This is a genomic window from Acinetobacter sp. YH12233, assembly GCF_013417725.1.
Taxonomy (GTDB): domain Bacteria; phylum Pseudomonadota; class Gammaproteobacteria; order Pseudomonadales; family Moraxellaceae; genus Acinetobacter.
Map to the genome: position 1 here is coordinate 1 of NZ_VPDK01000044.1, position 22715 is coordinate 22715.

At 41.9% G+C, this 22715-nt stretch carries 27 protein-coding genes, 1 rRNA gene and 3 pseudogenes; 8 read left to right on the forward strand and 23 right to left on the reverse strand.

The window, feature by feature from the left end; all coding sequences use genetic code 11:
- Positions 1-104: ribosomal RNA gene (rrf, locus tag FTV12_RS14305) — 5S ribosomal RNA — on the forward strand; the annotation flags it as partial.
- 109 nt (positions 105-213) lie between these two features.
- Here rrf and FTV12_RS14310 read toward each other — a convergent pair.
- From FTV12_RS14310 to rplM, 11 genes and pseudogenes are all read right to left on the reverse strand, one after another.
- A pseudogene (locus FTV12_RS14310) lies at positions 214-628 on the reverse strand (roadblock/LC7 domain-containing protein).
- A gap of 10 nt (positions 629-638) precedes the next feature.
- Positions 639-1182, reverse strand: a pseudogene (locus FTV12_RS14315) (ATP/GTP-binding protein).
- 14 nt (positions 1183-1196) lie between these two features.
- Positions 1197-1331, reverse strand: a complete 135-nt coding sequence (locus tag FTV12_RS16575; protein ID WP_257220897.1) for a hypothetical protein — start codon at positions 1329-1331, stop codon at positions 1197-1199.
- Positions 1332-1406: 75 nt separating this feature from the next.
- Complete coding sequence (locus FTV12_RS16580) at positions 1407-1583, reverse strand: hypothetical protein (protein ID WP_227504422.1); 177 nt, start codon at positions 1581-1583, stop codon at positions 1407-1409.
- Between the two features lie 83 nt (positions 1584-1666).
- A complete protein-coding gene (locus FTV12_RS16585; RefSeq protein ID WP_227504423.1) occupies positions 1667-2173 on the reverse strand; it encodes a hypothetical protein in 507 nt (168 codons plus the stop codon).
- Between the two features lie 105 nt (positions 2174-2278).
- Positions 2279-2621: pseudogene (locus FTV12_RS14325) on the reverse strand (roadblock/LC7 domain-containing protein).
- 421 nt (positions 2622-3042) lie between these two features.
- On the reverse strand, positions 3043-3690 hold the full coding sequence (locus FTV12_RS14330; RefSeq protein WP_005237167.1) for a hypothetical protein: 648 nt from the start codon (positions 3688-3690) through the stop codon (positions 3043-3045).
- Between the two features lie 18 nt (positions 3691-3708).
- The gene (locus FTV12_RS14335; protein WP_175968127.1) at positions 3709-4137 is read right to left on the reverse strand and encodes a ClpXP protease specificity-enhancing factor; all 429 of its coding nucleotides are present in this window, start codon (positions 4135-4137) and stop codon (positions 3709-3711) included.
- Positions 4130-4798, reverse strand: coding sequence for a glutathione S-transferase N-terminal domain-containing protein (locus FTV12_RS14340; RefSeq protein WP_104425777.1), 669 nt, complete (start codon positions 4796-4798; stop codon positions 4130-4132). The genes FTV12_RS14335 and FTV12_RS14340 overlap by 8 nt, the downstream gene beginning before the upstream one ends.
- A 332-nt stretch (positions 4799-5130) precedes the next feature.
- Positions 5131-5517 (reverse strand): 30S ribosomal protein S9, encoded by a 387-nt coding sequence (rpsI, locus tag FTV12_RS14345; protein ID WP_004785251.1) that lies wholly within the window; start codon positions 5515-5517, stop codon positions 5131-5133.
- A gap of 12 nt (positions 5518-5529) precedes the next feature.
- A complete protein-coding gene (rplM, locus tag FTV12_RS14350; protein ID WP_004785249.1) occupies positions 5530-5958 on the reverse strand; it encodes a 50S ribosomal protein L13 in 429 nt (142 codons plus the stop codon).
- 535 nt (positions 5959-6493) lie between these two features.
- Between rplM and pdxA the strand changes: the two genes are divergently transcribed.
- Genes pdxA through FTV12_RS14365 form a run of 3 tightly spaced genes read left to right on the forward strand, consistent with a single transcriptional unit; the run spans position 6494 to position 9156 of the window.
- Complete coding sequence (gene pdxA, locus FTV12_RS14355; RefSeq protein WP_005237159.1) at positions 6494-7462, forward strand: 4-hydroxythreonine-4-phosphate dehydrogenase PdxA; 969 nt, start codon at positions 6494-6496, stop codon at positions 7460-7462.
- 30 nt (positions 7463-7492) lie between these two features.
- A complete protein-coding gene (gene rsmA / locus FTV12_RS14360) occupies positions 7493-8305 on the forward strand; it encodes a 16S rRNA (adenine(1518)-N(6)/adenine(1519)-N(6))-dimethyltransferase RsmA (RefSeq protein WP_005237157.1) in 813 nt (270 codons plus the stop codon).
- A 5-nt stretch (positions 8306-8310) separates the two neighbouring features.
- On the forward strand, positions 8311-9156 hold the full coding sequence (locus tag FTV12_RS14365) for a symmetrical bis(5'-nucleosyl)-tetraphosphatase (RefSeq protein ID WP_180034241.1): 846 nt from the start codon (positions 8311-8313) through the stop codon (positions 9154-9156).
- 56 nt (positions 9157-9212) lie between these two features.
- Here the strand turns inward: FTV12_RS14365 and FTV12_RS14370 are convergent, their stop codons facing one another.
- The 7 genes from FTV12_RS14370 to FTV12_RS16590 form a co-directional block, all read right to left on the reverse strand.
- Positions 9213-9659 (reverse strand): DUF2147 domain-containing protein, encoded by a 447-nt coding sequence (locus tag FTV12_RS14370; RefSeq protein WP_180034242.1) that lies wholly within the window; start codon positions 9657-9659, stop codon positions 9213-9215.
- 140 nt (positions 9660-9799) lie between these two features.
- Positions 9800-10249 (reverse strand): DUF2147 domain-containing protein, encoded by a 450-nt coding sequence (locus FTV12_RS14375; protein WP_005237150.1) that lies wholly within the window; start codon positions 10247-10249, stop codon positions 9800-9802.
- A 397-nt stretch (positions 10250-10646) separates the two neighbouring features.
- Positions 10647-11093 (reverse strand): DUF2147 domain-containing protein, encoded by a 447-nt coding sequence (locus tag FTV12_RS14380; protein WP_004785231.1) that lies wholly within the window; start codon positions 11091-11093, stop codon positions 10647-10649.
- Between the two features lie 87 nt (positions 11094-11180).
- A complete protein-coding gene (locus FTV12_RS14385; protein ID WP_034171098.1) occupies positions 11181-11855 on the reverse strand; it encodes an LrgB family protein in 675 nt (224 codons plus the stop codon).
- Between the two features lie 9 nt (positions 11856-11864).
- Entirely contained in the window at positions 11865-12236 is a 372-nt protein-coding gene (locus FTV12_RS14390; RefSeq protein ID WP_004785228.1) for a hypothetical protein, read from the reverse strand.
- A gap of 34 nt (positions 12237-12270) precedes the next feature.
- Entirely contained in the window at positions 12271-13611 is a 1341-nt protein-coding gene (hflX, locus tag FTV12_RS14395; RefSeq protein ID WP_180034243.1) for a ribosome rescue GTPase HflX, read from the reverse strand.
- A 76-nt stretch (positions 13612-13687) separates the two neighbouring features.
- A complete protein-coding gene (locus FTV12_RS16590) occupies positions 13688-13819 on the reverse strand; it encodes a hypothetical protein (protein ID WP_257220898.1) in 132 nt (43 codons plus the stop codon).
- A gap of 189 nt (positions 13820-14008) precedes the next feature.
- Between FTV12_RS16590 and FTV12_RS14400 the strand changes: the two genes are divergently transcribed.
- Positions 14009-14818, forward strand: coding sequence for a 1-acyl-sn-glycerol-3-phosphate acyltransferase (locus FTV12_RS14400; protein ID WP_175968124.1), 810 nt, complete (start codon positions 14009-14011; stop codon positions 14816-14818).
- Positions 14819-14853: 35 nt separating this feature from the next.
- Here FTV12_RS14400 and FTV12_RS14405 read toward each other — a convergent pair whose 3' ends face one another.
- The gene (locus FTV12_RS14405) at positions 14854-16488 is read right to left on the reverse strand and encodes a phospholipase D family protein (RefSeq protein ID WP_171521878.1); all 1635 of its coding nucleotides are present in this window, start codon (positions 16486-16488) and stop codon (positions 14854-14856) included.
- Between the two features lie 101 nt (positions 16489-16589).
- Between FTV12_RS14405 and FTV12_RS14410 the strand changes: the two genes are divergently transcribed.
- Positions 16590-17600 carry a metallophosphoesterase gene (locus FTV12_RS14410; protein ID WP_180034244.1) on the forward strand — a complete coding sequence of 337 codons (1011 nt, stop codon included), beginning with the start codon at positions 16590-16592 and terminating at the stop codon, positions 17598-17600.
- Between the two features lie 21 nt (positions 17601-17621).
- Here the strand turns inward: FTV12_RS14410 and FTV12_RS14415 are convergent, their stop codons facing one another.
- The 3 genes from FTV12_RS14415 to FTV12_RS14425 all read right to left on the reverse strand — a co-directional run bounded on the left by FTV12_RS14415 (position 17622) and on the right by FTV12_RS14425 (position 20282).
- Positions 17622-18035 carry a hypothetical protein gene (locus FTV12_RS14415; protein WP_180034245.1) on the reverse strand — a complete coding sequence of 138 codons (414 nt, stop codon included), beginning with the start codon at positions 18033-18035 and terminating at the stop codon, positions 17622-17624.
- 143 nt (positions 18036-18178) lie between these two features.
- On the reverse strand, positions 18179-19495 hold the full coding sequence (locus FTV12_RS14420) for an MFS transporter (protein ID WP_004785216.1): 1317 nt from the start codon (positions 19493-19495) through the stop codon (positions 18179-18181).
- Positions 19496-19637: 142 nt separating this feature from the next.
- Entirely contained in the window at positions 19638-20282 is a 645-nt protein-coding gene (locus FTV12_RS14425) for a hemolysin III family protein (protein ID WP_180034246.1), read from the reverse strand.
- Positions 20283-20383: 101 nt separating this feature from the next.
- Here FTV12_RS14425 and FTV12_RS14430 point away from each other — a divergent pair, with 101 nt between their 5' ends.
- Together FTV12_RS14430 and FTV12_RS14435 are read left to right on the forward strand one after the other, a co-directional pair.
- Positions 20384-21604, forward strand: coding sequence for an SAM-dependent methyltransferase (locus FTV12_RS14430; RefSeq protein WP_180034247.1), 1221 nt, complete (start codon positions 20384-20386; stop codon positions 21602-21604).
- Positions 21598-22035, forward strand: coding sequence for a GNAT family N-acetyltransferase (locus FTV12_RS14435; protein ID WP_034171105.1), 438 nt, complete (start codon positions 21598-21600; stop codon positions 22033-22035). The genes FTV12_RS14430 and FTV12_RS14435 overlap by 7 nt, the downstream gene beginning before the upstream one ends.
- A gap of 54 nt (positions 22036-22089) precedes the next feature.
- Here FTV12_RS14435 and FTV12_RS14440 read toward each other — a convergent pair whose 3' ends face one another.
- Positions 22090-22443, reverse strand: a complete 354-nt coding sequence (locus tag FTV12_RS14440) for a hypothetical protein (protein WP_034171133.1) — start codon at positions 22441-22443, stop codon at positions 22090-22092.
- Between the last annotated feature and the right edge of the window lie 272 nt (positions 22444-22715).

The following is a 22715-nucleotide window of genomic DNA, read 5'->3' on the forward strand; positions in this document are numbered from 1 at the left end:
TAGCAAGAGTGAACCACCTGATCCCTTCCCGAACTCAGAAGTGAAACCTCTTAGCGCTGATGGTAGTGTGGGGTCTCCCATGTGAGAGTAAGTCATCGCCAGCTCATTATTCCAAAAGCCCTCTGCTTACGCAGGGGGCTTTTTTTTATGCGTGAAATAAAGATGAAATAGAAAAAGACTTAAATAAATTTAAGCCTTTTTGAATCTATCTATTTATTGATCTGCCGCGATAATGGATTGTGTTGCATGCTTTAGCATATACAGGGCCTGACCCAATAAAAATATCTTTTTCAGCCAAGGTAACCAGAATGAGAGGATGTTTCGGTGCTGCAACCGCTGTCAAAATGGCTTTACCATTTTCTGCATCCAAAGTAATACTCTGACAGCCAGTAAGATGGATTTCCTTGGTAAATGCAGAAACCATCGCTAAAATCGAACTGCTCACCGCAGCCAGTTTGCTGTTGTTATAGTTGTCTTTCTTATGAATTGTGGCCAATTCAAACCCATCTGTTGAGCAGACCATTACATAATATACGCCACGAACATTGCTAATAATCTCCTGAATTTGTTGTTTAGCATGCTGAACGAGGGCTTCCGGGGCTTGACGTCTTTCTTGTATAGTAAGCATGCTTTAATCCTTAGCTCATGAGGTTATGGTTGATTTCGATTGAAGTAATTAAGGCTTCTAAGAGAAGTAAGATATTGTCTTTTTGACGTGCATCTACAAAAAAGAGGGGGAGTATAGAGATCCGGCTGGATCAGCCAGTCCCTATAAATCTGGGTAAAATGAGGGCTTTCAAGATCACTATGCGTAATCCCAATGGCAATATTATTGGTATATTCTTGGAATACTTCGATAGAGCTTTCCAGTTCCTGGATCGGGTCATTTACTGTATGATCAATAAGGATAATAGCACCTAGTGCGCCCTGACAGATGACAGGCCAGATAAAGTCAAAGCGGCTTTGTCCTGGCGTCCCATATAGGCCAATTTTGGTTCCATCTTCTAAGGTGATTTCACCATAATCGATTCCTACCGTGGTTTCCATTTTTGAATGACTGCGGTCGTCAGTATTCAGTGCCTCAGTGAGTAACACTGGAATATCAGATAATGAACGTATCGCGGCTGTTTTACCTGCGCCCATGGAGCCCGCAAAAACGATTTTATATTGTTGTAAAATCATAAGTATTTACTTTATTAAAATCCAAATTTAAATCGTAGCTTTCCAAAAAAGTTTTTAATGAAACTTTGCTGTTCTGTTCTTTCAACTGGCGCAGTGGCGCGATAACGACTTTCCCAAGCATTAATTTTTTCAATATTTCCTGAAGCCATACTGGCTGCGATAAATTGTCGAAGCGTGAGTAAAGAAATTGCATGTTGCTCAGCAATTTTTGAAATCTTACCGCCTTAAATAAAGCAGGCAGATATCTGAAAAATACGTTTTTTATGCAGCGGATGAGCCGGCTTTGGCCAGTAATGAATTTTATAGTGACCATCTTCAGGTGCGATCTGGGCAAAACTAGGCGAGTTACAGAAAAAATTCCATAACCAGTCTTGTAAAATCTGCGTTTCTCTACGTGTCACTTTTAATAGGTCGCTAGTAGAGGCGAAGTCATATTGAAAAGAAAAGTCTGTGCCTGTTTCAGCCCGGTCTTTGTTTAACCAGGCTAGGTTTTTGCTGAGTCAATGATGGCAATGGTGCCATGCCGGTCATAAAGATGTAATTTGCCTTTTTCAGGATGCAGCATCTCTTTAAAAAAGTTAATTGTGTAGGGATGGTCAGAAGATTGCTGGGAATGAACTAGCGTTGAAAATATAGGTTCTTCTATTTCTGGTTTAATTTCTGAATTAAGAACATTTTGCTCAAACCATTGCTTGAGAATTTGTGTGTTTTGCAGGGGTAAAGCGAGCGTGTTATTTATAATCTGGTTCGAATATTGAGCATTTTTAGAGATGCATAAATAAGGACATTTTTGGTTTTTGAGAACACGTTGAATACCCTCTGTTTCAAGAAAGTATTCATACACCAACAGGCAATCGAGATGAGGATCGGAAGCAGTGTTCCATTGCAGGATAAAATGGTCAGGAGTGATGTGTTGTAAAGTCTTTTTTAGTTCATCAGCATCGTGAATACTTAAACCTGCTATTCCAATATGAATATAATGCCTATGCATTTTAAGTCTCGATTAAACTTTATATTTTATTGGGTGAAGCGCATAAGAATCCCCTTTATCGCATGAAATAAAGGGGAAAACTGTGTATTAGCTAAAGTCTAAACCTTATTCAAAAGATTTAAGCTCATGACGAGCCATAGCCAGGTTTGCTTTAGAGCGATCCAGTACAAGGTACAGAAATACATTGTTATTCTTTTCTAGTGGGCGAATGAGATGATATTGCTTGCCCAGCGTAATCAGAATATCTTCAATCGAGTCATTCAGGTTTAATGAATTCGCTACACGGCGTTTAGCGCGAACCACTTCTGTATTGCCGGCTGCTGCAAGTTTAAGATCGATATTGCCACCACCTTGAGTTGCTAAAGCCAAGCCCGCTTTCACCATCAGCTAATGCTGCAGCAACGAAACCATCAATATCTGTAAGTGTATCTAAGGTTACCTTAGCCACAATTATTTCCCTGTTATAAAAATAGTTGATGCGTTAGTTGTATTTGATGAAGTTCGAATATTATCTTTTTCATTCAAATTCATTATAAAAATGGGCAAGTAAATTACAATTGAAATAAAAACTATATAAAATTTAATGGTTTACTTTAGATTTTAATTTTTAACTTGTACTTTTTAATTATGTGATGCGTTTACCTTTTTATTTAAGGATATGTGAAGTGATTTTGTGATTATTTTTTGATCTATAATCTCACCTTAATCTAAAAGATGTAATAAAATATTTTGAATGAATTATGGGGCTAGTTAGGTAAAAATTTCAGTTAAGAAAATTGATTCACTTCATTTCCTGATAAATTTAAAGAATAAAAAAAGCCAATATCTCATTGGCTTTTAGTAAAACTGAATTTTTGAGGTTGAAGTATTTATGCAAATACGCGTAATACTGCATCAATCAATACCCAAAGAATCGCAAGCGCAACCACTGGCTCAACGATTTTTGCCCAGGTTGGTGTTTCTACAACAGCAACTTCTTCAACATCATGATGCTGGCTATTTTGATGAACCATTTGGCTAAACTCCTTCATTGATGCTTCTAATGATAGCTCTTCTTCATGAATTGGTTTAGAGCCTTTGAGTTCTGTTAGGTTATTTGTTGTCCAAACCCAATCATCTGCCTGGCCAGACAAATGTTCAATTTGTCCTTTTAGCAGCTCTTGGATACTGGTCTGATTATGATTGCCAGTATCATGTAACTGCTTTAATTCAGTCAGCTGAAAATGGAAAATTTCAGACGTGAGCTGTTCCAGCTCGGGTTTTGGTAAAGTTGACTGGTTTTCCACTCGGGTAGTCAGGTGACGGGCGATTTCCAGGATATAAAGTTCATCTGGATGCTTGATTTCATTATAAATTTTTTGCGGGTTATTGCGCCATTCGCTAATCAGTTTGCCTAAAGTGAGAGCATTGATTTCTGAAATATATTTACGTCTTTCTTCTTTTGTATAGCTTTGTAGAAGCTCAGGCTTTTGAGTTTCTATCTGTTCAACAAAATATTGTACTAAATCAAAAGCCATTCACTTACTCCATTATTTTTAATCTAATAACCTTAGGGTTGGTTTTTTCTTTGCGGGTTCAGGCTGTTCTTCAGTGCTTGATTTTAAAGCATCTTCATCATTTTGTGTATGCTCATATTCATTTGGATCAAAGAATAATCCTTGACCGTTCTCACGTGCATAGATCCCGAGGACTGCTGCCATCGGTACATAGATATCACGTGATACACCACCAAAACGTGCTGAGAAGGTGATGGCTTCGTTATCCATATTCAGCGCATGAACTGCATGCGGCACAATATTCAGGACAATCTGGCCATCTTTAATAAACTGCTCGGGTACCATGGTATTTGGACCTGTAGCATCGACCAGTAGATAAGGCGTCATATTGTTATCGCAAATCCACTCATAGATTGCACGTGCCATATAGGGACGGGTAGGACTTAAGTTGAATTCTTGTTCAGACATGATGTTTCTCTACAGGTTTGATTTGCTCTTGGTAGCGGTTTTTTTCCTGCAAGGTCATGGATTTTGCAAATGCAGGACGGCTAAAAACTCGTTGGCAATATAAATAAAATGGACGACATTGTTGTCGAGGTAATTCTACTCCCATGCTTTTGAGTCGAATGAAAATGGGAGCCAGCATACAATCTAAGATGCTGAATTGTTCCGACATAAAATAAGGAAAATGCTGGAACAGGGGCGTTAATGAAATCAGTATATCATGCAACTGTTTTTGAGCCTTCACTTTGGCTGCAGCGTCCAGAGTATCCGGATGGCATAGCATGATATCTGCCAGTTTGAGCCAGTCATTTTCAAAACGCCAGATATATTGCCGCTGTTCCGCACGAGGCATGGGGGCATCTGCATAGAGCTTATTCTGGCGGTAACGATCATCAATATATTCGGAAATAATGCTGGTATTGAATAACTTTAAATCATTTTCAATCAGCATGGGCAGCTGGTTATAAGGATTGAGGCTGGCCAGATCTTCATCATCGCTATCGACCAGAATCAGGTTATATTTAATCTGCTTTTCGGCAAGTACGTAGCGAATCCAATGGGAACGAAAGTCATCGGCATGGCTATATAAGGTGAGTCCTTGAAGTGGCGCGCTTTCGACTGACATAAATCCTGATTAAGTTCTAATGAATAGACTAGGATACTAAAAATCAACCTAAAAAGCACGAAGCATAAAAAGCCAATTGGACTAAGGCAGGGTAGAGTAAAGAAAAAAATGAAAGGAGCAGAACAACATGATCATGAATTTTGGCTTAATCATTCTGTTTATTATCATCGGTGTTGCGAATTATTATCTGACCAAATCCTTCTGGTGTCATGAAGGGGTATGGGGTAAGGATGTGCATGAACAATAAATATAGAATCCAACTAAGTGGTCAATTTCAAGCCATAAAAAACCCTGGAATAAACCAGGGTTTTTTGTCCGATTCGATAAACGAATTAACGTTTAGAGAATTGAGGACGTTTACGAGCTTTACGTAAACCAAGTTTCTTACGTTCAACTTCACGAGCATCACGAGTAACGAAACCAGCTTGACGAAGAGCAGGTTTAAGAGTTTCGTCAGAAGCGATCAGTGCACGAGTAATACCGTGACGGATAGCGCCTGCTTGACCACCGATACCACCACCAGCAACAGTGATGTAAAGGTCATATTTCTCAGTCGCTTCAAGAAGCTCTAGAGGTTGACGAACAACCATACGAGCAGTCTCACGACCGAAGTATTGTTCTAAAGAACGGTTGTTGATTACGAGTTTACCAGTACCAGCAGATAGGAAAACACGTGCAGTTGCGGTCTTACGGCGACCTGTACCATAGTTAGTAGCCATGTGCTGTATCCCTTAGATGTCCAAAACTTGTGGCTGTTGAGCAGTATGTGGATGCTCAGTACCAGCGTACACTTTCATTTTTTTGATCATTGCATAACCAAGAGGACCTTTTGGCAACATGCCTTTTACAGCGCGTTGGAAAATTTCTTCTGGTTTGTGAGCAACTAATTTTTCAAAATTAGTTTCACGAATACCACCAGGGAAACCAGTATGGCGATAGTATTTCTTGTCAAGTGATTTGTTACCAGTCACTTGAACTTGCTCAGCATTGATAACAACGATGTAATCACCAGTGTCAACGTGAGGAGTATAAGAAGTTTTATGCTTACCGCGTAAACGACGAGCGATTTCAGTCGCGAGACGACCTAAAGTTTTGCCAGAAGCATCAACAACGTACCAGTCGTGTTGAACTTCAGCTGGCTTAGCGCTGAGAGTTTTCATTAAACCACTACCTATTATAGTTGGTTTGGACTATGGAAGCTGTCCAAACAAAAGGAGACCGAATTCTACCCGAAAGCCAGGAGAACCACAATGAAAATATAAAATTTCAAGCGCTGTATTTTACAACGTCTTTCAATGAATGACCAGTAGGATTTTTAGCCTATAAACACATATGATTAATCATTAAATAATAAAACGGACCTAAGACTAGGGGCACGTCTTTGTATGAATGGATTCACTTGTTTTTTAATATGTATTTCTTTAGCAAATGGCCTGTCTTCGAGTCTGCCTAGGTTTGCTTTCTAAACTTGAGACAATCCTCCTTGAAAATGCCAAAAGCTAAACATGTCGAGTGTTGAGAGGATTGCCTGAAACTCTTTATAGGGTTTATTGACGTCAGCCCGGTTTTATCTTTCTTTAATATAATAAGAAATGTACAGTATTATTTGAATAAACATCATCTAAACCTTTATCTAAAACTTTCCCTGTGAAATTTGTACTAAAATAAGGACAATTGATAATACAGAAGAAAGTCATGCTGCCTTTATATATTACCAGTGGTGAACCTGCCGGAATTGGTCCAGATATCTGCTTGAGTCTGGCGGATCGTATTGATGAGCGTCCATTGGTGGTACTTGCCGATCTGTATATGCTCCGTCAACGGGCGCAGCAGTTAAAACTTCTGGTTGAACTGATTGAATACACAGGGCAAACGACTTCTTCAGAAAAAGGTCAGCTTTATGTTGAGCATGTGCCTTTAAAAGAACCGGTAGTACTAGGTCAGCTAAATAGCCACAATGCCGCTTATGTACTGGAACAGCTGCGTCGTTCAGCCAAATATGCCATGTCAGGCAAAAGTGTCGGAGTGGCTACAGCGCCAGTGCAGAAGTCAGTCATTAATGATGCAGGCATCCATTTCAGTGGTCATACCGAGTATTACCAGGAATTTGCTGGTGTACCGCGTGTGGTGATGATGCTAGCGACTAAAACTTTACGTGTTGCTTTAGCAACCACCCATCTGCCACTTCGTGCAGTTGCTGATGCCATTACTCCAGAACGCTTGCATCAGGTGATTGATATCCTGATTCATGACTTAAAATCGAAGTTTAAAATCGAGCATCCGCATATTCTGGTCTGTGGTTTAAATCCACATGCAGGTGAGGGCGGTTATTTGGGTATGGAAGAGATTGAAGTCATCAATCCAGTACTGGAGACTTACCGTACTCAAGGTATCAATATGAGTCTGAGCCTGCCTGCAGATACTTTATTTACCGCTGAAAATTTGAAAGATGCCGACGCTGTTCTGGCGATGTATCACGATCAGGGTTTACCTGTGTTAAAATCTCAGGGTTTTGGTGAAGCCATCAATATTACTTTGGGCTTACCGTTTATCCGAACTTCTGTCGATCACGGCACAGCACTCTCCCTCGCAGGTACAGGCCTTGCGAAAAGCTCAAGCTTACATGTGGCTGTGGACTTGGCGCTGGATTTAGCGCGTCAATGATCTCGTCTTTATTACACGTTGGAAATGTCTATGTATCAGATTAATGCCTTAAACCCAAAAGATGAAGGGCATCACACGCGCAAGCGTTTTGGTCAAAACTTCTTACATGACCAACGTGTCATTGCCAAAATTGTGCGTTCGGTAAATCCGCGTGCAGGCGAAAATATTGTTGAAATTGGCCCGGGTCTGGCTGCTTTGACATCTCCTTTAATTGGTGAATGTGATGCCTTGACCGTACTTGAGCTGGACCGTGACTTGGCCGCTGGTTTGCCGGGTCGTGTGCCGCATCCTGAACGTTTAACCATTATTGAAACAGACGCACTGAAATACGATTTCACCAATTTGTTTGAAGAAGGTCGTCCGCTACGTGTAGTCGGAAACCTGCCTTATAACATTTCAACGCCACTATTGTTCCATCTCCTGGAATTTGGTGACAAAGTGAAAGACATGCACTTCATGCTGCAAAAAGAAGTGGTCGATCGTATTACAGCTTCACCGAACACCAAAGAATATGGTCGTTTGTCGGTGATGATCCAGTATTACTGCAAACCGACTTTTCTGTTTGAAGTGCCGCCAGGTTCTTTTAATCCGCCACCAAAAGTGACATCTGCCGTGTTCCGTTTGGAGCCATATGATGTAAAACCGATCATGGCAAAAAATGAAAAAGCTTTGGCTCGTCTGGTATCGCATGTATTTACCCAGCGCCGTAAGACTTTGCGTAATAGCCTGAAAGGGATGCTGGTTGAAGATGGTTTTGAAAAGGCAGGTGTGGATCCAATGGCACGTCCAGAGACACTGTCACTTGCCCAATTTGTGGCATTATCTGATCAAATGGTAGCTTAAAAATAATGACCCGCACTGTTCGATACAATTATGTGATTGGTGATGTACAAGGCTGTTTTGAAGCCTTGAAGGCACTGCTGAAAAAAATCCGTTTTGATCCTGATCAGGACTTTGTCTGGTTTGCTGGTGATCTGGTGGCTAGAGGGGAAAACTCGCTGGGTGCATTACGCTTCATTAAAAAGCTTGTCGATAATGGCGTGGCGGCAACAGTGCTGGGTAATCATGACCTGACTTTGCTGGCTTATGCACGCGGTATTAAGCCGATTAAAGACAAGGATAATGTCCGTGATGTGATTGATGCGATCGACAGTGATGAGTTAATTGACTGGATCCGTAAACAGCCGATGTGTCTGTTTCCGAATGAACAGACGGTACTGACCCATGCCGGTATTCCCAATATCTGGGATGCAGCCAAGACGGCTGAATTGGCTAAAGAAGTAGAAGCCATTATTGCCCATGATGATTTTGAGGTGGTGGATACTTTCTTAAAGGAAATGTTTGGGAAAGAGCCTACACTCTGGTCAGATGAATTAGAAGGTCATGAGCGTACACGCTGTATCGTGAATTACCTGACCCGGATGCGTTTAACTGATGCAGAAGGGCGTCTGGAATATAGTTTTAAAGATTCACTGGATGATCCGATGCCAGAAGGTTTTAAGCCCTGGTTTGAATTTGAATCGAAAACTGCAGCAACCCATCAAATTGTATTTGGACACTGGGCCGCTTTACAGGGTAAAACCATTTCTGGGCGAATTCAGAATGTCGATGGCGGCTGTGTCTGGGGTAATCAGTTGATGGCTTATCGACTGGAAGACCAGCAAATGTTTGCCGTCGATAATCCGGTATTTTAAAATATTTAAAGCTCAAAAAAGCCACGTTGAACGTGGCTTTTTTATTGTGCTGATGATTAGTCTGCGCGAATCCAGGTCTGGTTGCGGCCCAGAACTGAAACACCCATACTGGCACGTAGCGTTAAACGCTTGCCGGTATTGTTTAGACGAACCTTGGCATCATAAATTTTACCTGCCAATGGATCAATGACACGACCTTTTTCATAATTTTTGGTGCCTTCAACGTGTTTCAGGCCTTTTAGAATAGTCATGCCTAAAATCGGTTGATCGGTATAAGGGGCTGGACATTTATTACATTTTTCGCGTGGTGTATAACCTGGACGTGGCGTGATTTTCGCAATCTTGCCTGAGTAAGTATTATTTGCTTCTTTTTCGATGACAATGATGGCTTTTGCTGCTCCAGTTTTATCATCAATTTGTTGCCAGGTTCCGCTAATATCTTGAGCCCACAGGTTCATCATGAATCCTGTAGTCAATGTGGCAAGGAATATCTTCTTTAACATATCCATCATTCCAAAGAACTTTTCATTATTACCCGCACATGTTAGGAAGATTGCACAAATAGTCAATAAATAATTAAAAACATGGAATTAAATTTATAAAAAAAGCTGCCTGTTTGGCAGCTTTGAGAAAAAGTGTGAACTTATTCCTGACGAATCCAGGTTTGGCTACGACCCAGAGCAGATACACCCACATAACCGCGTAGGGTTAAACGTTTGCCGTTGCTGCTCAGACGAACCTTGGCATCGTAAATTTTACCTGTCAATGGATCAATCACACGACCTTTTTCATAATTCACGCTATCACCAACCTGTTTTAAACCTGTCAGTACATCCATCCCCAGGATTGGCTGATTAGTATAAGGAGCAGGACATTTATTACAGGTTTTTTGCGGGGTATAACCTGGACGAGGCGTTACTTTGACAATCTTGCCGGCATAAGTACCATTGCTGTCCTGACGGATTTCAATCAGTGCTTTTGGTGAACCAGTCTTATCATCGATTTGTTGCCATGTCCCGGTCAAGTCTTGTGCATAAATGGTCCCAGTCATGAATGTAGCAATGAGCATTAATCCTAATTTAGATTTATTCATTTATATTTATCCTTTTTTCATAGATGAAACAAACTATCCCAAACACAAGCGTGTGGTTTTTTAATTTTGGTTGATTTTAGAGTAATGAGCGTTGCAGATTGCTCGATCAATCTGCTTTAACCCTGTTGATTCCCCATGACAGAAATATGCCGATGTTAATTGCTTTGTGGCTGAATTTTCAGTAAAAGCAGAGAAATTCAATAAGATCTTTAACATGGTAATGTCTTGCATTCTATCTCCTTATATTGCCCATCAAAATCCGTTTGATGCTAAGCCTGTTAAAGCAAATGAATCTAATATTTATATGCATGTTTTATATTGCATAAAAAAAGCATCTGTCTAATATTGATACAACTTAATGCATGAAAATGCAAGCTTCTGTGCACTAAGTCATGAATTAATCTTGTTTAATCCAAGTCTGGCTGCGTCCTAAGGCTGAAACACCCACATAACCACGTAGGGTTAGACGTTTGCCATTGGCACTTAATTTAGCTTTGGTGTTATAAATATTGCCAGATAAAGGGTCAATCAGTTTGCCCTGAGAGAAATTATTATTACCTGCATCCTTTAAGCCGGTGAGTACATCCAGACCAAGAATCGGTTTATTGGTATAAGGTGCAGGGCAGGAAACACAGGTTTCGCGCGGTGTGTAGCCAGGACGAGGCGTAATCTTGGTAATTTTGGCGGTATAAACACCATTTGAAGTTTCACGAATTTCCAAAATCGCTTTGGCGGATCCTGTTTTATCGTCAATACTTCTCCAGGTACCTGAAATATCAGAAGCGAAAGCCAGATGACTGAAAAAGGTCAGGGCTAAAACGGATAATAATTGAACCTTTTTCATAGGTCTGTTCCTGAGTGAAAAATTCTTTATTTCCCTATAGTAAGAATAGTTTCATTCAGAAACAAACGTTAAATATTGATTGATGAGTCACATTTTTTGCAGATAAAGTATAAAAGTTGGCAACCAGATCGCAGTAAAAACGGCATTCACTGCCATGCCAAACGCAGCATAACGTCCGGCAACACTACCACGCTGCCAAGCTTGAGCTGTACCAATCGCATGTGCTGCTAGACCTAGAGCCAGACCTGAAGCACGCTCATCATTGATATATCGTAAAATAAATGGTGAAAATGCTGCACCAATTACGCCAGACAAAATGACGATCAGAATGGCCAGACTAACAGGTGCCTCCAGTAAGGTTGCAATATTAATTGCAATTGGTGTTGTGACTGCACGGGTGGCAAAGGCCATGATGTCGCCAGAAGACATATGCAGCAAATAGGCGAGACCCATCGGTAAGGCAACCGCACTGATACTGGCAAAAACGAGAATCCCAATAATGGCTTTCAGCGGCAGGTCATCATAACGCATGGCCGCTAGTGGAATCGCCAGTGCAACCGTGACATAACCGAGCAAATGGTTAAACAGTGGATTGACTTCATCCATATAATGCTCATAAGGAATACCGAGCACCAATAAAATCACCAGCACCAAGAACATGCTAAACACAATCACAGGAATTTGCGGAATAACACGATTGCAGGGTTTAGCAAGCAGATAAGCAATTAAGGTAATCGCAAAGCCATAAAGAACAGAAAACATGTGCGACTCCTATAACCAGCGTTTTGCCATTTTGGCGTAGATCCAAAGAGGGAGCAGAGTGCTCAGGCATAACACCAGCATGAAGGCCGGAATTTTTTGTCCCATATGCATCAGCATAATTAGCGCGCCTGCACTAATTGGTAAAAAAGCGAAGGCACTTTCTTTCATCAGCTTGTTATTGGTATCCACCAGACGCGCTGGAATTTTGCCAAAATAGCGCCAGGCAAATAAGGTGACTAGCAGGCTGATGAGTCCGACCAGATTGCCCAGTTCAGGGTGATCTAGCTGGGTCATTAACCAGACTGAAGCTTCACGAAATACAATAATTAAGAGGAGAGTGCCGATCCATGCTGGCCAGTCAATATGTTTTATCCAGTTCATTGGTGATGTCATTTAAAAGTTTACTTATCAAGTTTTACTCGATCTTAGGCCGAATTTCAAACTCTTCCAGTGGACGCTGGAATTGAAGTGCTTGAGATCCCAGAATTTCTTTTATCGGTAAATGTGCCTGTTTGATCAATTGTTCCAGCTTCGGAGGTGCAATCCGTACATCGATATGCAACTGACCTTCATCATCATAATGTTCGGACTGAATCACATTCAGCGCATAAAGTTGATTGCGCAGTTTGCCATAGGCAGGTTTCAATACCAGTTCAAAGTGTTGAATCTGACCCATTAATGCTTCATGCACGGCTTTGCGTAACAGATCCAGACCTTCACCGCTATGTGCTGAAACATAGACTCGTTCAGGCTGACCAGGCTGGCGGTAAATGATTTTGGCATCTTCACCGCTACAGTCGATTTTATTATAAACCCTTAAAACTGGAACGTCAGCGCCAATTTCCTTGAGCACCTTTTCAACGGCTTCAATTTGTTCAAGCATTTCCAGACTGCTGGAATCGATCACATGTAAAAGCAGAGTGGCTTCAACGGTTTCTTCCAGAGTTGCTTTAAAAGATTCAACCAGTGAGTGTGAAAGATTACGTACAAAACCTACCGTATCTGCCAGTACCAGATTGCCGACGCCGTCCCATTGCAGGCGTCTTAAAGTTGGGTCCAGAGTCGCAAATAGTTGGTCTGCTGCATACACATCGCTATCGGCCAGAATATTGAATAAGGTAGATTTCCCCGCATTGGTATAACCTACTAAAGACACGGTTGGAACAGCCGCTTTTTGGCGTGCAACACGGCCCTGAATACGGGTTTGACGGACTTTTTCTATTTTGGCTTTAAGCTGTCCCATGCGGATACGCAATAAACGGCGATCTGTTTCTAGCAGGGTTTCACCCGGCCCACGCAGACCGATCCCGCCTTTCTGGCTATCCAGATTGGTGCGGCTACGAACCAGTCGTGAAGATAGATGCTGTAACTGTGCCAGTTCAACTTGCAGTTTCCCTTCATAGGTACGGGCACGCTGCGCAAAGATATCGAGGATAAGTTCGGTACGGTCTACCACCCGGCAATGCACCACATTTTCCAGGTTACGTGCTTGAGCAGGTGTCAGCGCATGATCGAAAATAACCAGATTGGCATCCAGTTCTTTGACCCGTTCAGCAATTTCTTCTGCTTTTCCTGAACCCACAAAGAATTTGGCATCCGGTTTTAAGCGTTGAACAAAAAGATGTTCCAGAATTTCGGCATTTGCAGATTGAGCTAACAGATGAAACTCTTCAGCATCAAGGTCATCCAGCATTTGTACACTCACACTGACCAGTATGACGCGTTCTTTTCCCTGATGTTGCTCAAAATATTCCACTCAGGCCAATCTCCAGTTGAAAACTTCATTTTAGTTGAAAATGAACTTTACAGATACTGAAATAGCGGGCTTTGTTTTAGAGTGCCGTGACAAACAGTTGTGCAAGTGTTACGAGCAAAACTGTATATAACAGGGTACCACCCAAGATATAGCTTAATACTTTTAAGGGCCGAATCATCTCAGCTGATTTAACTGTTTCATCTTGCATGATGAGCATCCTTTTTAATCTAATATTTCGATTGATTTATTTTATTTAATTCATTTGATGAATTTAAATTGAAAATATAAATGTACTTGGTCGTTTTTTATTATCAATGCAAGTTGGACATGAACAGTATAAAATGGGTTTAATTCGTGGATATTCCCTGTATCTTGTTTAGGATTTAGTGATCTTTTTATGAACTCGACTGTACAAAATCAATCACCTGAGATACAAGGTTTTGCAAAATTCTTTCTTTATACAAGAAAAACGACTTCTGCATTAGCAGCCATCAGCCAGGGGTTTTATCTGGTTTACCGTCACGGTTTGTATAAAGACCCGAATAACCCGAACAATACCCGATATGTGCAGTATTTCTGTCGCCAGTTGTGCAAGGTGTTTAATATCGAGGTTCAGGTCCATGGCGTGATTCCACGTGAGCCTGCATTATGGGTGAGCAATCATGTATCCTGGCTGGATATCGCCGTTTTGGGTTCAGGCGCGCGAGTGTTTTTTCTGGCCAAAGCTGAAATTGAAAATTGGCCAATTTTGGGCAAGCTGGCTAAAGGCGGTGGCACCTTATTTATCAAGCGTGGTTCAGGAGATTCGGTCAGAATCCGTGAACAGATTACCGATTTTCTAAAGCAGAATATTCCAGTCCTGTTTTTTCCTGAAGCAACCACATCTGATGGACGCTCAATTAAAAAAATTTATGGTCGTATTCTCGGTGCAGCAATCGAAGCGCAACGTCCGGTACAAATCTGCCTGATCTGTTATGTAAATCAGCAGGGTGAACTGGATATGGTGGCGCCTTTTATTGGGAATATCAGTTTTGCCAAACATGTACAGAATGTTCTGGAAATGCCTAAAGTAACAGCTCATCTGATGGCCTTGCCGGCAATTGCGACCGAAGGGCATACAGTAGAAAGCCTGACTGCACTAGTGCATGAAAATATGCTGGAGGGTTTGCAAAGGTTGCAAGCCAAAGTATTAAAAAAGCCTCATTAAGAGGCTTTTTTAATAGAAATACTCAGAGATACTCATTACATAAAACCTTCGATTGGGAGTATCGACAGGAATTTTATTGAGGCTTTTTGATACCACTTCATTCCCGGCTCTTTTTTAAAGGTCTTTGTTTCACCTTTGGCATTGCGAATTTTCCAGTTAATATTCTGGTTGGCATCCAGAACCAGCTTATAGGCATACTTACTTAAGTTTTTGTCCATGGTTTCATGTACCGCACGGGCCAGATTGGGACTATTTAGCAATACGCCAATTTCAGTATTCAAATAAGCCGAACGCGGATCGAAATTAAAAGAGCCGATAAATACCTGTTTCTGATCAATGGCCATCAGTTTAGCATGCAGGCTGGAACGGCTCAGGCCTTTTAAGCTGACCTTCGCTTTTTGTGCCAGCTCTTCAGTATTGGCATTCAGGTTGTCGGCATCTGGCGCGGCCAAAAACTCATAAAGTTTTACATCATTTTCTAGCAGTTCCTGACGATATTTGGCATAAAAGGCATGGACCAGCGGCACGTCATTGGCCTTATAAGAGTTGGTGAGTACACGAACTTTGACATCTTCTGAAGCCAGTTTTTTGAGACGTTCTGCCCCCTGTTTTTCCGGTACAAAATAGGCCGACACGATATCCACACTTTCTTCCGGTTTTTCCAGATGTTGTAATAGTTGGAAGTTCAAGTGATCTTCAGTTTTAGCCTTTGACTTGATTTTACTTGGCGGGTCTTTGACGACTTCAGCTTCCACCCAATCGAGTTGAATGTTGTGTTCCAGCCATTTATCGAAAGCCTGTGAGCGATTGGCCAGATTCAGGTAGTTCTGGATTGCAGTATCATGACTATATTCTTCCAGCTGCTGTTTCAGGCTCGGGTAGCGTAGCGTGTGATGGCGAGGATTGACAATCTGCCGAACCGGATAGGCATAATCATCATTCCAGTATTCATCAAAAGAATGAATGATTTCATCAGAAGCGGCACCGACCAGCATCACATCTACATCAGAAAACTGATAACTATCACTAACGTTATAATATTGGTTACTCATATTACGGCCGCCAATCAGGGCAATCTGGTTATCGGCAATAAAGCTTTTGTTATGCATGCGGCGGTTGATCCGTTTTAGATCCAGCAGCATATCCATGGCACGGTATTTACGGAAACGGTAGGGGTTATACAGTTTGACCTCAATATTCTGGTGCTGATCCAGCGCCAGATAAATGCCTTCCATTTTCTTGGCATTGTTATCATCCATCAATAAACGGACTTTGACGCCACGGTCTGCTGCCTGAATGAGGGCATGCAAGGCCAATGCACCAATACGGTCATTGTCCCAAATGTAGTATTGGAGGTCCAGACTACGTTCTGCTTTATTAATCAGCTGGATACGTGCAGCGAGTGCTTCGAGCGGATCTGGAAGCACATGATAACCGGTCAGGCCAATATTCTGCCGACGTAAGGGCTCAACAATCTGGGCCAGACTGGTTTGCGAGGTATCCGTCTCAAATGCCATCCGGCTAGGCTGTTCGGTTTGCGGAGGCAGCGTACTGCAAGCAGGAATGCCGAGTACCAGGCTGCAGCTCAATAAAATGCCAGCTTTATAGCGATAAGCTTTTGATAAACCAGAGGGTTTTGAATGAGCGGAAGCATGGGGAGCATTTACCATAAACATCAAAGACTGAAAAATTTGGATTGAGTATAATTGCCAGCTATGAAAAGATAAATATAAAGCCACTAATCAGCTCCTCGACTCGACAAGGCAAATCTATGTGGGATACCAGTTCCGTACTTTTTTATTTTTATCTAGGCATGGCCATTCTTGCTGTTTGGGCAGTGTATCAGGCCTGGTCGAGTCAGTCGCGTACAGAAACCATTCATCCCTTTAAAGCATTTTGTCATCTACTTGCTTTCTATCTGGCCTATTTGCTGATTCCGCTGGTGTTCTTCAGTATTTATGCAGGATGGATAGGCTACTATTCGATTCATGAGTCTATTTTTATTTTCGTGATTAGTGCCGTACTCAGTTATGCACGTTTTATCGAGCCGCATTTGATTCGGGTCGAAACCACGCCTTATCAAATCAATCCTCAACAGAAACTCAAAAAACCGGTACGGATTGCCCTGATTGCAGATTTACATATTGGTCTGTTTTCCGGACATGAACGTCAGTTAAGACAGATTGTGCATAAGCTGAATCATCTGAAACCGGACTTGGTAGTGGTCGCAGGAGACTGGACCTATGAACCTGAAAATAAACTGGCACAGGAGCTGGCGGTCTTGAAAGAAATTCATGCGCCAGTATATTCGGTGACAGGGAATCATGATGAACAGTATCCTGGCCCGCCTATTCAGGAATTGCTTCGTTATGCGCTGGAAGTGAATCAGGTTATGGACATTGAAGGGCAGATTGTCGAGTTTGACGAATTTCGTCTCTTAGGAGTAGGGGATCTTTGGGCTGGAAAAACCGATATGCGCGCAATGCCGGATCTGCCTCAAGACAAACCTTGGGTGATTCTGTCACATAATCCAGATACCGTGGATATGGTGCCGAAATTGCCAACACGACCACTGATGCTTTCTGGACATACGCATGGCGGACAGGTCGAGTTACCTTGGCTGACGGATTATGTGATGAAAATGGTTTCCATTCTGGGCCATAAAAAAGGTCTGTACCGGCATGAACATGCAGATGTATTTGTGACTGTGGGAACGGGCATGGTAGGCGTGCCATTTCGTTTTCGCGTACCACCAACCATTGATATTATTGAATTGGTATAAAAAAGGATTCATTTACTGCTGCTAAAGCAGCAACCAGAGCACAATAATAATCAGTAAAATCACGGCTGCGGTGATCCAGATTTTCTTTTCAATCTCACGGCCGGGTACGCGTTTGCCGACTTGCTGTGCAGCTACCTCAGTATCTTTGGCGATGCTAAGGTTGGGATGATCTGGAACTTCCAAAGGTGTAGTTACCACTGAAATATTTTCATCTGCATCATCTGTAAAGCGTGGGCCAATGTTGCCTTTATTGTTCCGATTTAGCGCCAGATCATGCTCGCGGACAATTTCATCAATGACCTGTATCGCCTGTGATTCATCTAAAGCTGTATGCGTCCGGATATAGCGAATGGCTTCCAGTTTTTTATCATCCTCTAGCAGAATCACAATATCTACCAGCTGTTCTTGAGTAAGTTGCTCAATAAGATCCTGCATCACTCTGCCTCATTCTCTGGCTTTATTTATTTGATTGTTCCCGAAATATCCGCAAAGAAGTAGCAAGTTTTTGTTGTGAAATCATAAAAAAAGCCAGCATGAACTGCTGGCTTTGATTGAGATGACTTAATCTGTCAAGATCCTTAGATCTGATTGTTTACATCATCATTTTTAGTTTCACGGATCAGCAAGAATGCAAGCAATGACAGGATAGAAGCTGCTGTGAGGTAATAACCTACTGCAGACAAACCATAAGTTGTTGCCAGTTTTGTTGCAATCAATGGCGCGAAAGATGCACCAAAAATACCTGCCAGGTTAAAGGTCAGGGCAGAACCGGTATAACGTACTGAAGTCGGGAAGATTTCAGACAATACGGTACCAATCGGGCCATAAGTTAGACCCATGATCGCTAGACCGATACATAAGAAGAAGAACACCACCAGCGTACTGCCTGATTCAAGCATATCGGCAAAGAAAATACCGAAAATAGCAGAGACCACACATACTGCGATTGAAGTTGTCTTACGACCGAATTTTTCTGCAAGAACTGCTGAAAGTGGAATGAACGCGGCAAAGCACAGAGTTGCAACTAACTGTAGCTGAAGGAATTCTTCACGTGTATAGCCGAGCTGTTTGGTACCCCATTGTAACGCGAAGACAGTTGTCAGGTAGAACACTACGAATGTACAAATCGCAGCGATGGTACCCAATACCAGCATTTTAGAATGCTTTTTGAATACTTCGAAAAAGGGTACATTCACTTCTTTCTGCTTTTTTAACACGTTCTGGAATGCAGGAGTTTCATGCAATTTCAAGCGAATCCATAACCCCATAATCACCAGTAGGGCACTAGAGATAAATGGAATACGCCAGCCCCATTGCATGAACTCTGCTTCAGACATGAATGCGCCAAGGGTCAAGAATGAGCCTGTTGCCAGAATGAAGCCAATTGGTGCACCAAGTTGCGGGAACATACCATACCAGGCACGTTTGCCTTCTGGCGCATTTTCAGTTGCCAATAGAACCGCACCTGACCATTCACCACCCAAGCCTAAGCCTTGACCTAAACGACAAAGAGCCAGCAATAATGGCGCAGCAATACCGATTTGTGCATAAGTTGGCAATAAACCAATGGCAACGGTAGAAAGGCCCATAGTCAATAAAGCAGCGACCAGAGTCGCTTTACGTCCGATCCGGTCTCCTAAGTGACCAAAGAGTGCAGCACCGATTGGACGGGCAATAAAGGCAATCGCAAAGGTTGCCAGCGACTGAATAGTCGCAGTCATAGGATCTGTACTTGTAGGGAAGAACAGATAAGGGAAAATAATAACGGCAGCTGTGGCATAAATATAGAAATCAAAGAACTCGATTGTAGTGCCCACTAAACTTGCTGTTAAAACACGAAATTTTGAATTGGTTGCTGTAATTTCTGTTACAGCGATAGAATCTGAAGACGCCATGAATAACCTTACACTTACTAAAAATAAAAAACTTAGTTTTAAAAGCGTAATCTTTTTAAAAAAGGCGTAATTTTTTAAAAAAACAACTGCAATCTTCTCGTTTCAACTCGCTCAGGGTCACTGAAATGAAGAAATGAGATGATTAAATCACGTAAAGATAGATAGACAGAAAATGTGATCCTGCGCCTATCAATACAAAAATGTGCCAGATAGCGTGGGTATATCTTACTCTTTTTAAAGCGTAAAACAATGCACCCACAGTGTATGCTAAGCCACCAATGATCAGAAAGGTTAAAGATTGAGCACTTAAGTACTGCTGCATATCGTCCATAACCAGTAGTGCAAGCCATCCCATGACCAGATAAGCGACTAAAGAAAGTTTCTGGAAACGGTTGATGAAAATGAACTTGAATAGTGTTCCAAGTATAGCAATCACCCACAAAGCAATCAGTAAATACTGGGCTTTGGCTGTTGGAATCGCAATCGATAGAAACGGGGTATAGGTACCTGCAATCAGGTAGTAAATTGCCGTATGATCAACTTTTTTGTAAAAATAGCGTCGGTCAGCAGCAGTAGACATATGGTAGAGCATCGAAGCGGAAAACAGTAGAATCATGCTGAAAGCATAGACCCAAAGCCCGATCCATTGTCCGGTACTCAAATAAGAGCCTTTAATAATCAATAAAATACCAGCAATCAAAGCCAGCGCAGCACCGAGGCCATGACTAATGTAATTAATCCGTTCCTCATTGTGATCATAATCTGGAACTAGGAGAGCATTCTGCATGATTGTCATTCTTTTTAAATATACACTTGTATAATAATTCAATTTTGCTTTTAAGTTAAGAACAATTAAACTTGATCAGCAATTCATATCAGGTTTTTCTTATGTCGACATCGACTTCTCTCTCGGTTCAGGAACAACAATTCTTGGAGGCTTTTCAGCAAGCCTTTGAAACTGATCATTTTGATCGTCTGATCTTGAGTCAGTATAAAGGTGAACTTGAACAATTGGAAAAAATGACCTTTAGAGTCATTTCGCTCAATGAGCAGAAGGTTTTGAGCTGTGTCTATCGATACAAGACTCAGGATGTCACTAAAAATTATCCTTTGAATGAAGCCTTAACTCAAGTAACGGAATTATTGACCTGTTGTAAGCAACCTAACCTGTTTACCGATCAGGAAGAATTACAGCTGAAGAAAAACAAGAAAAAGGCCATGCTGACAAGAAGTAAAGCTAAACCAGTCTCTACAAAGGCTAAAGCAGAACAAGGCCATGACCGGATCAAGCAGCGTTATGTCGATCAGGACAGTGTATTCCTACAGCATTTAGGAATTACCGATCAGCAAGGCCAGATCATTCCAAGCATGGCACGTAAATGGAAACAGATTAATAAATTTGTCGAGATTTTCTCCGGCGCACTGGCTCAAATCCAGCCGCAGGAACAAGGATTACGTATCGTCGATTTCGGTTCAGGTAAGGGATATTTAACCTGCGCGCTATATGACTATATGCAAAAACATGGCCAGACGCCCTATGTCACCGGCGTAGAGCTGAATCCGAAAATGGTCGAATTCTGTCAGAATGTCGCGCAGCAATCCGGTTTTAATCAATTGGATTTCTTCCAGGGTGATGTGCGTACCTATGAACCGGAACGTCTGGATGTGATGATCGCTCTGCATGCCTGTGATGTGGCGACCGATTTTGCGATCCATAGCGGTATACGCCTGAATGCACAGATCATCATGTGTGCTCCATGTTGTCATAAAGAGTTAAGACCGCAATTACAGAGTCCGAAAGTGCTGTCGCCAATGTTGCAGTTTGGCATTCACGCTGGGCAGCAAGCCGAAATGCTGACGGATACCATTCGTGCCTTATTGCTGAAGGCTTATGGTTATGAAACCAAGGTCTTTGAATTTGTGGCCCTAGAACACACCAGTAAAAATAAAATGATTCTGGCGACCAAACGTAAGGATTATGAACAGCCCGATCAGGCTGTTCTCGCCCAGATTCAGGCATTGAAAGAGATGTATGGGATTCAAAAACATTCACTGGAATTGTTATTGAATGACCAGTGGGATCAGCAGGGAATTGGTTCTAAATGCTAGATGATAAAAATCTTAAAATCGTGTCAGGCAGCTGGGATGATTTAGCTCAAGATGCCCGAGTGATACGTGAAGCCGTTTTTATTCAGGAACAGCAAATTGCTCCTGAAGATGAATGGGATGCGGAGGATACAATCTCTACGCATTTTGTGGCTTATTTACAGGATCAAGCCGTGGCGACTGCACGCTTATTAAAGAATCACAGTATTGGTCGCGTAGCTGTATTACAGTCGGCACGTGGTACGGGCATCGGCTACAAGACCATGCGGGCTGTGATTGATCAGGCCAAGGCAGAGCAACGTAAATTCGTAAAGCTTTCTTCACAGGTACATGCGATTGGCTTTTATCAGAACTTGGGTTTTGACGTGCGGGGTGAGGAATATCTGGATTGCGGCATTCCACATATAGATATGTATCTCAGCTTAAAAGACTAAAAAAATAAAAAAGCGAGGAAAACCTCGCTTTTTTAAATTTGATCTTGGAACTGTCTAGTGACCATGAGCCGTATTTTCGTCATGGCTAGCACTGTCCATCTGTGCATGTTCTTCAGCAGACATATTATGCTCCTCCGCGCTCATCTCATGAGTCTGATGAGATGAAGAGGTAGCATGACGAGCTTCACGGTCAGCCTGTGCTTTGGCTAAAGCTTCTGGAGACATTGCAGGTGCATTCTTAAATGCATGCTGCTGGGTATTTTCTTTCTTTTGCTGGCTTGGCATGTAGTCTGGTTCATTGCTGACCGCAAGCCAGAAAAACAACATAAATAATCCACCTAAAATACAGAAGATAATCAGTGCTTTCCAACCCCAAGGTGATTTTTCAGGTGAACTGTGATCAGTCATATGCATATACCCATCGTGGATGTCTAACTCATGTAACTTTATAACATAAATTGTCTGGAAAGCAGATCAAAATCTGTCATTGATTGAATGCAATAGACTTCGAGAGTTTATCGCGTCGAAATAAAAAAAGAGGAGTCAAGCTCATTGCTGTCCCATAGTTTGCTTTAAATAAAAAAACCTGAGTCCTAACAGTTAAAATATGAGTGCAAACAAACACTTTAACGACCAGGATTCAGGTTTTGTCACATCAGAATACCGTATTTCATGAGCTA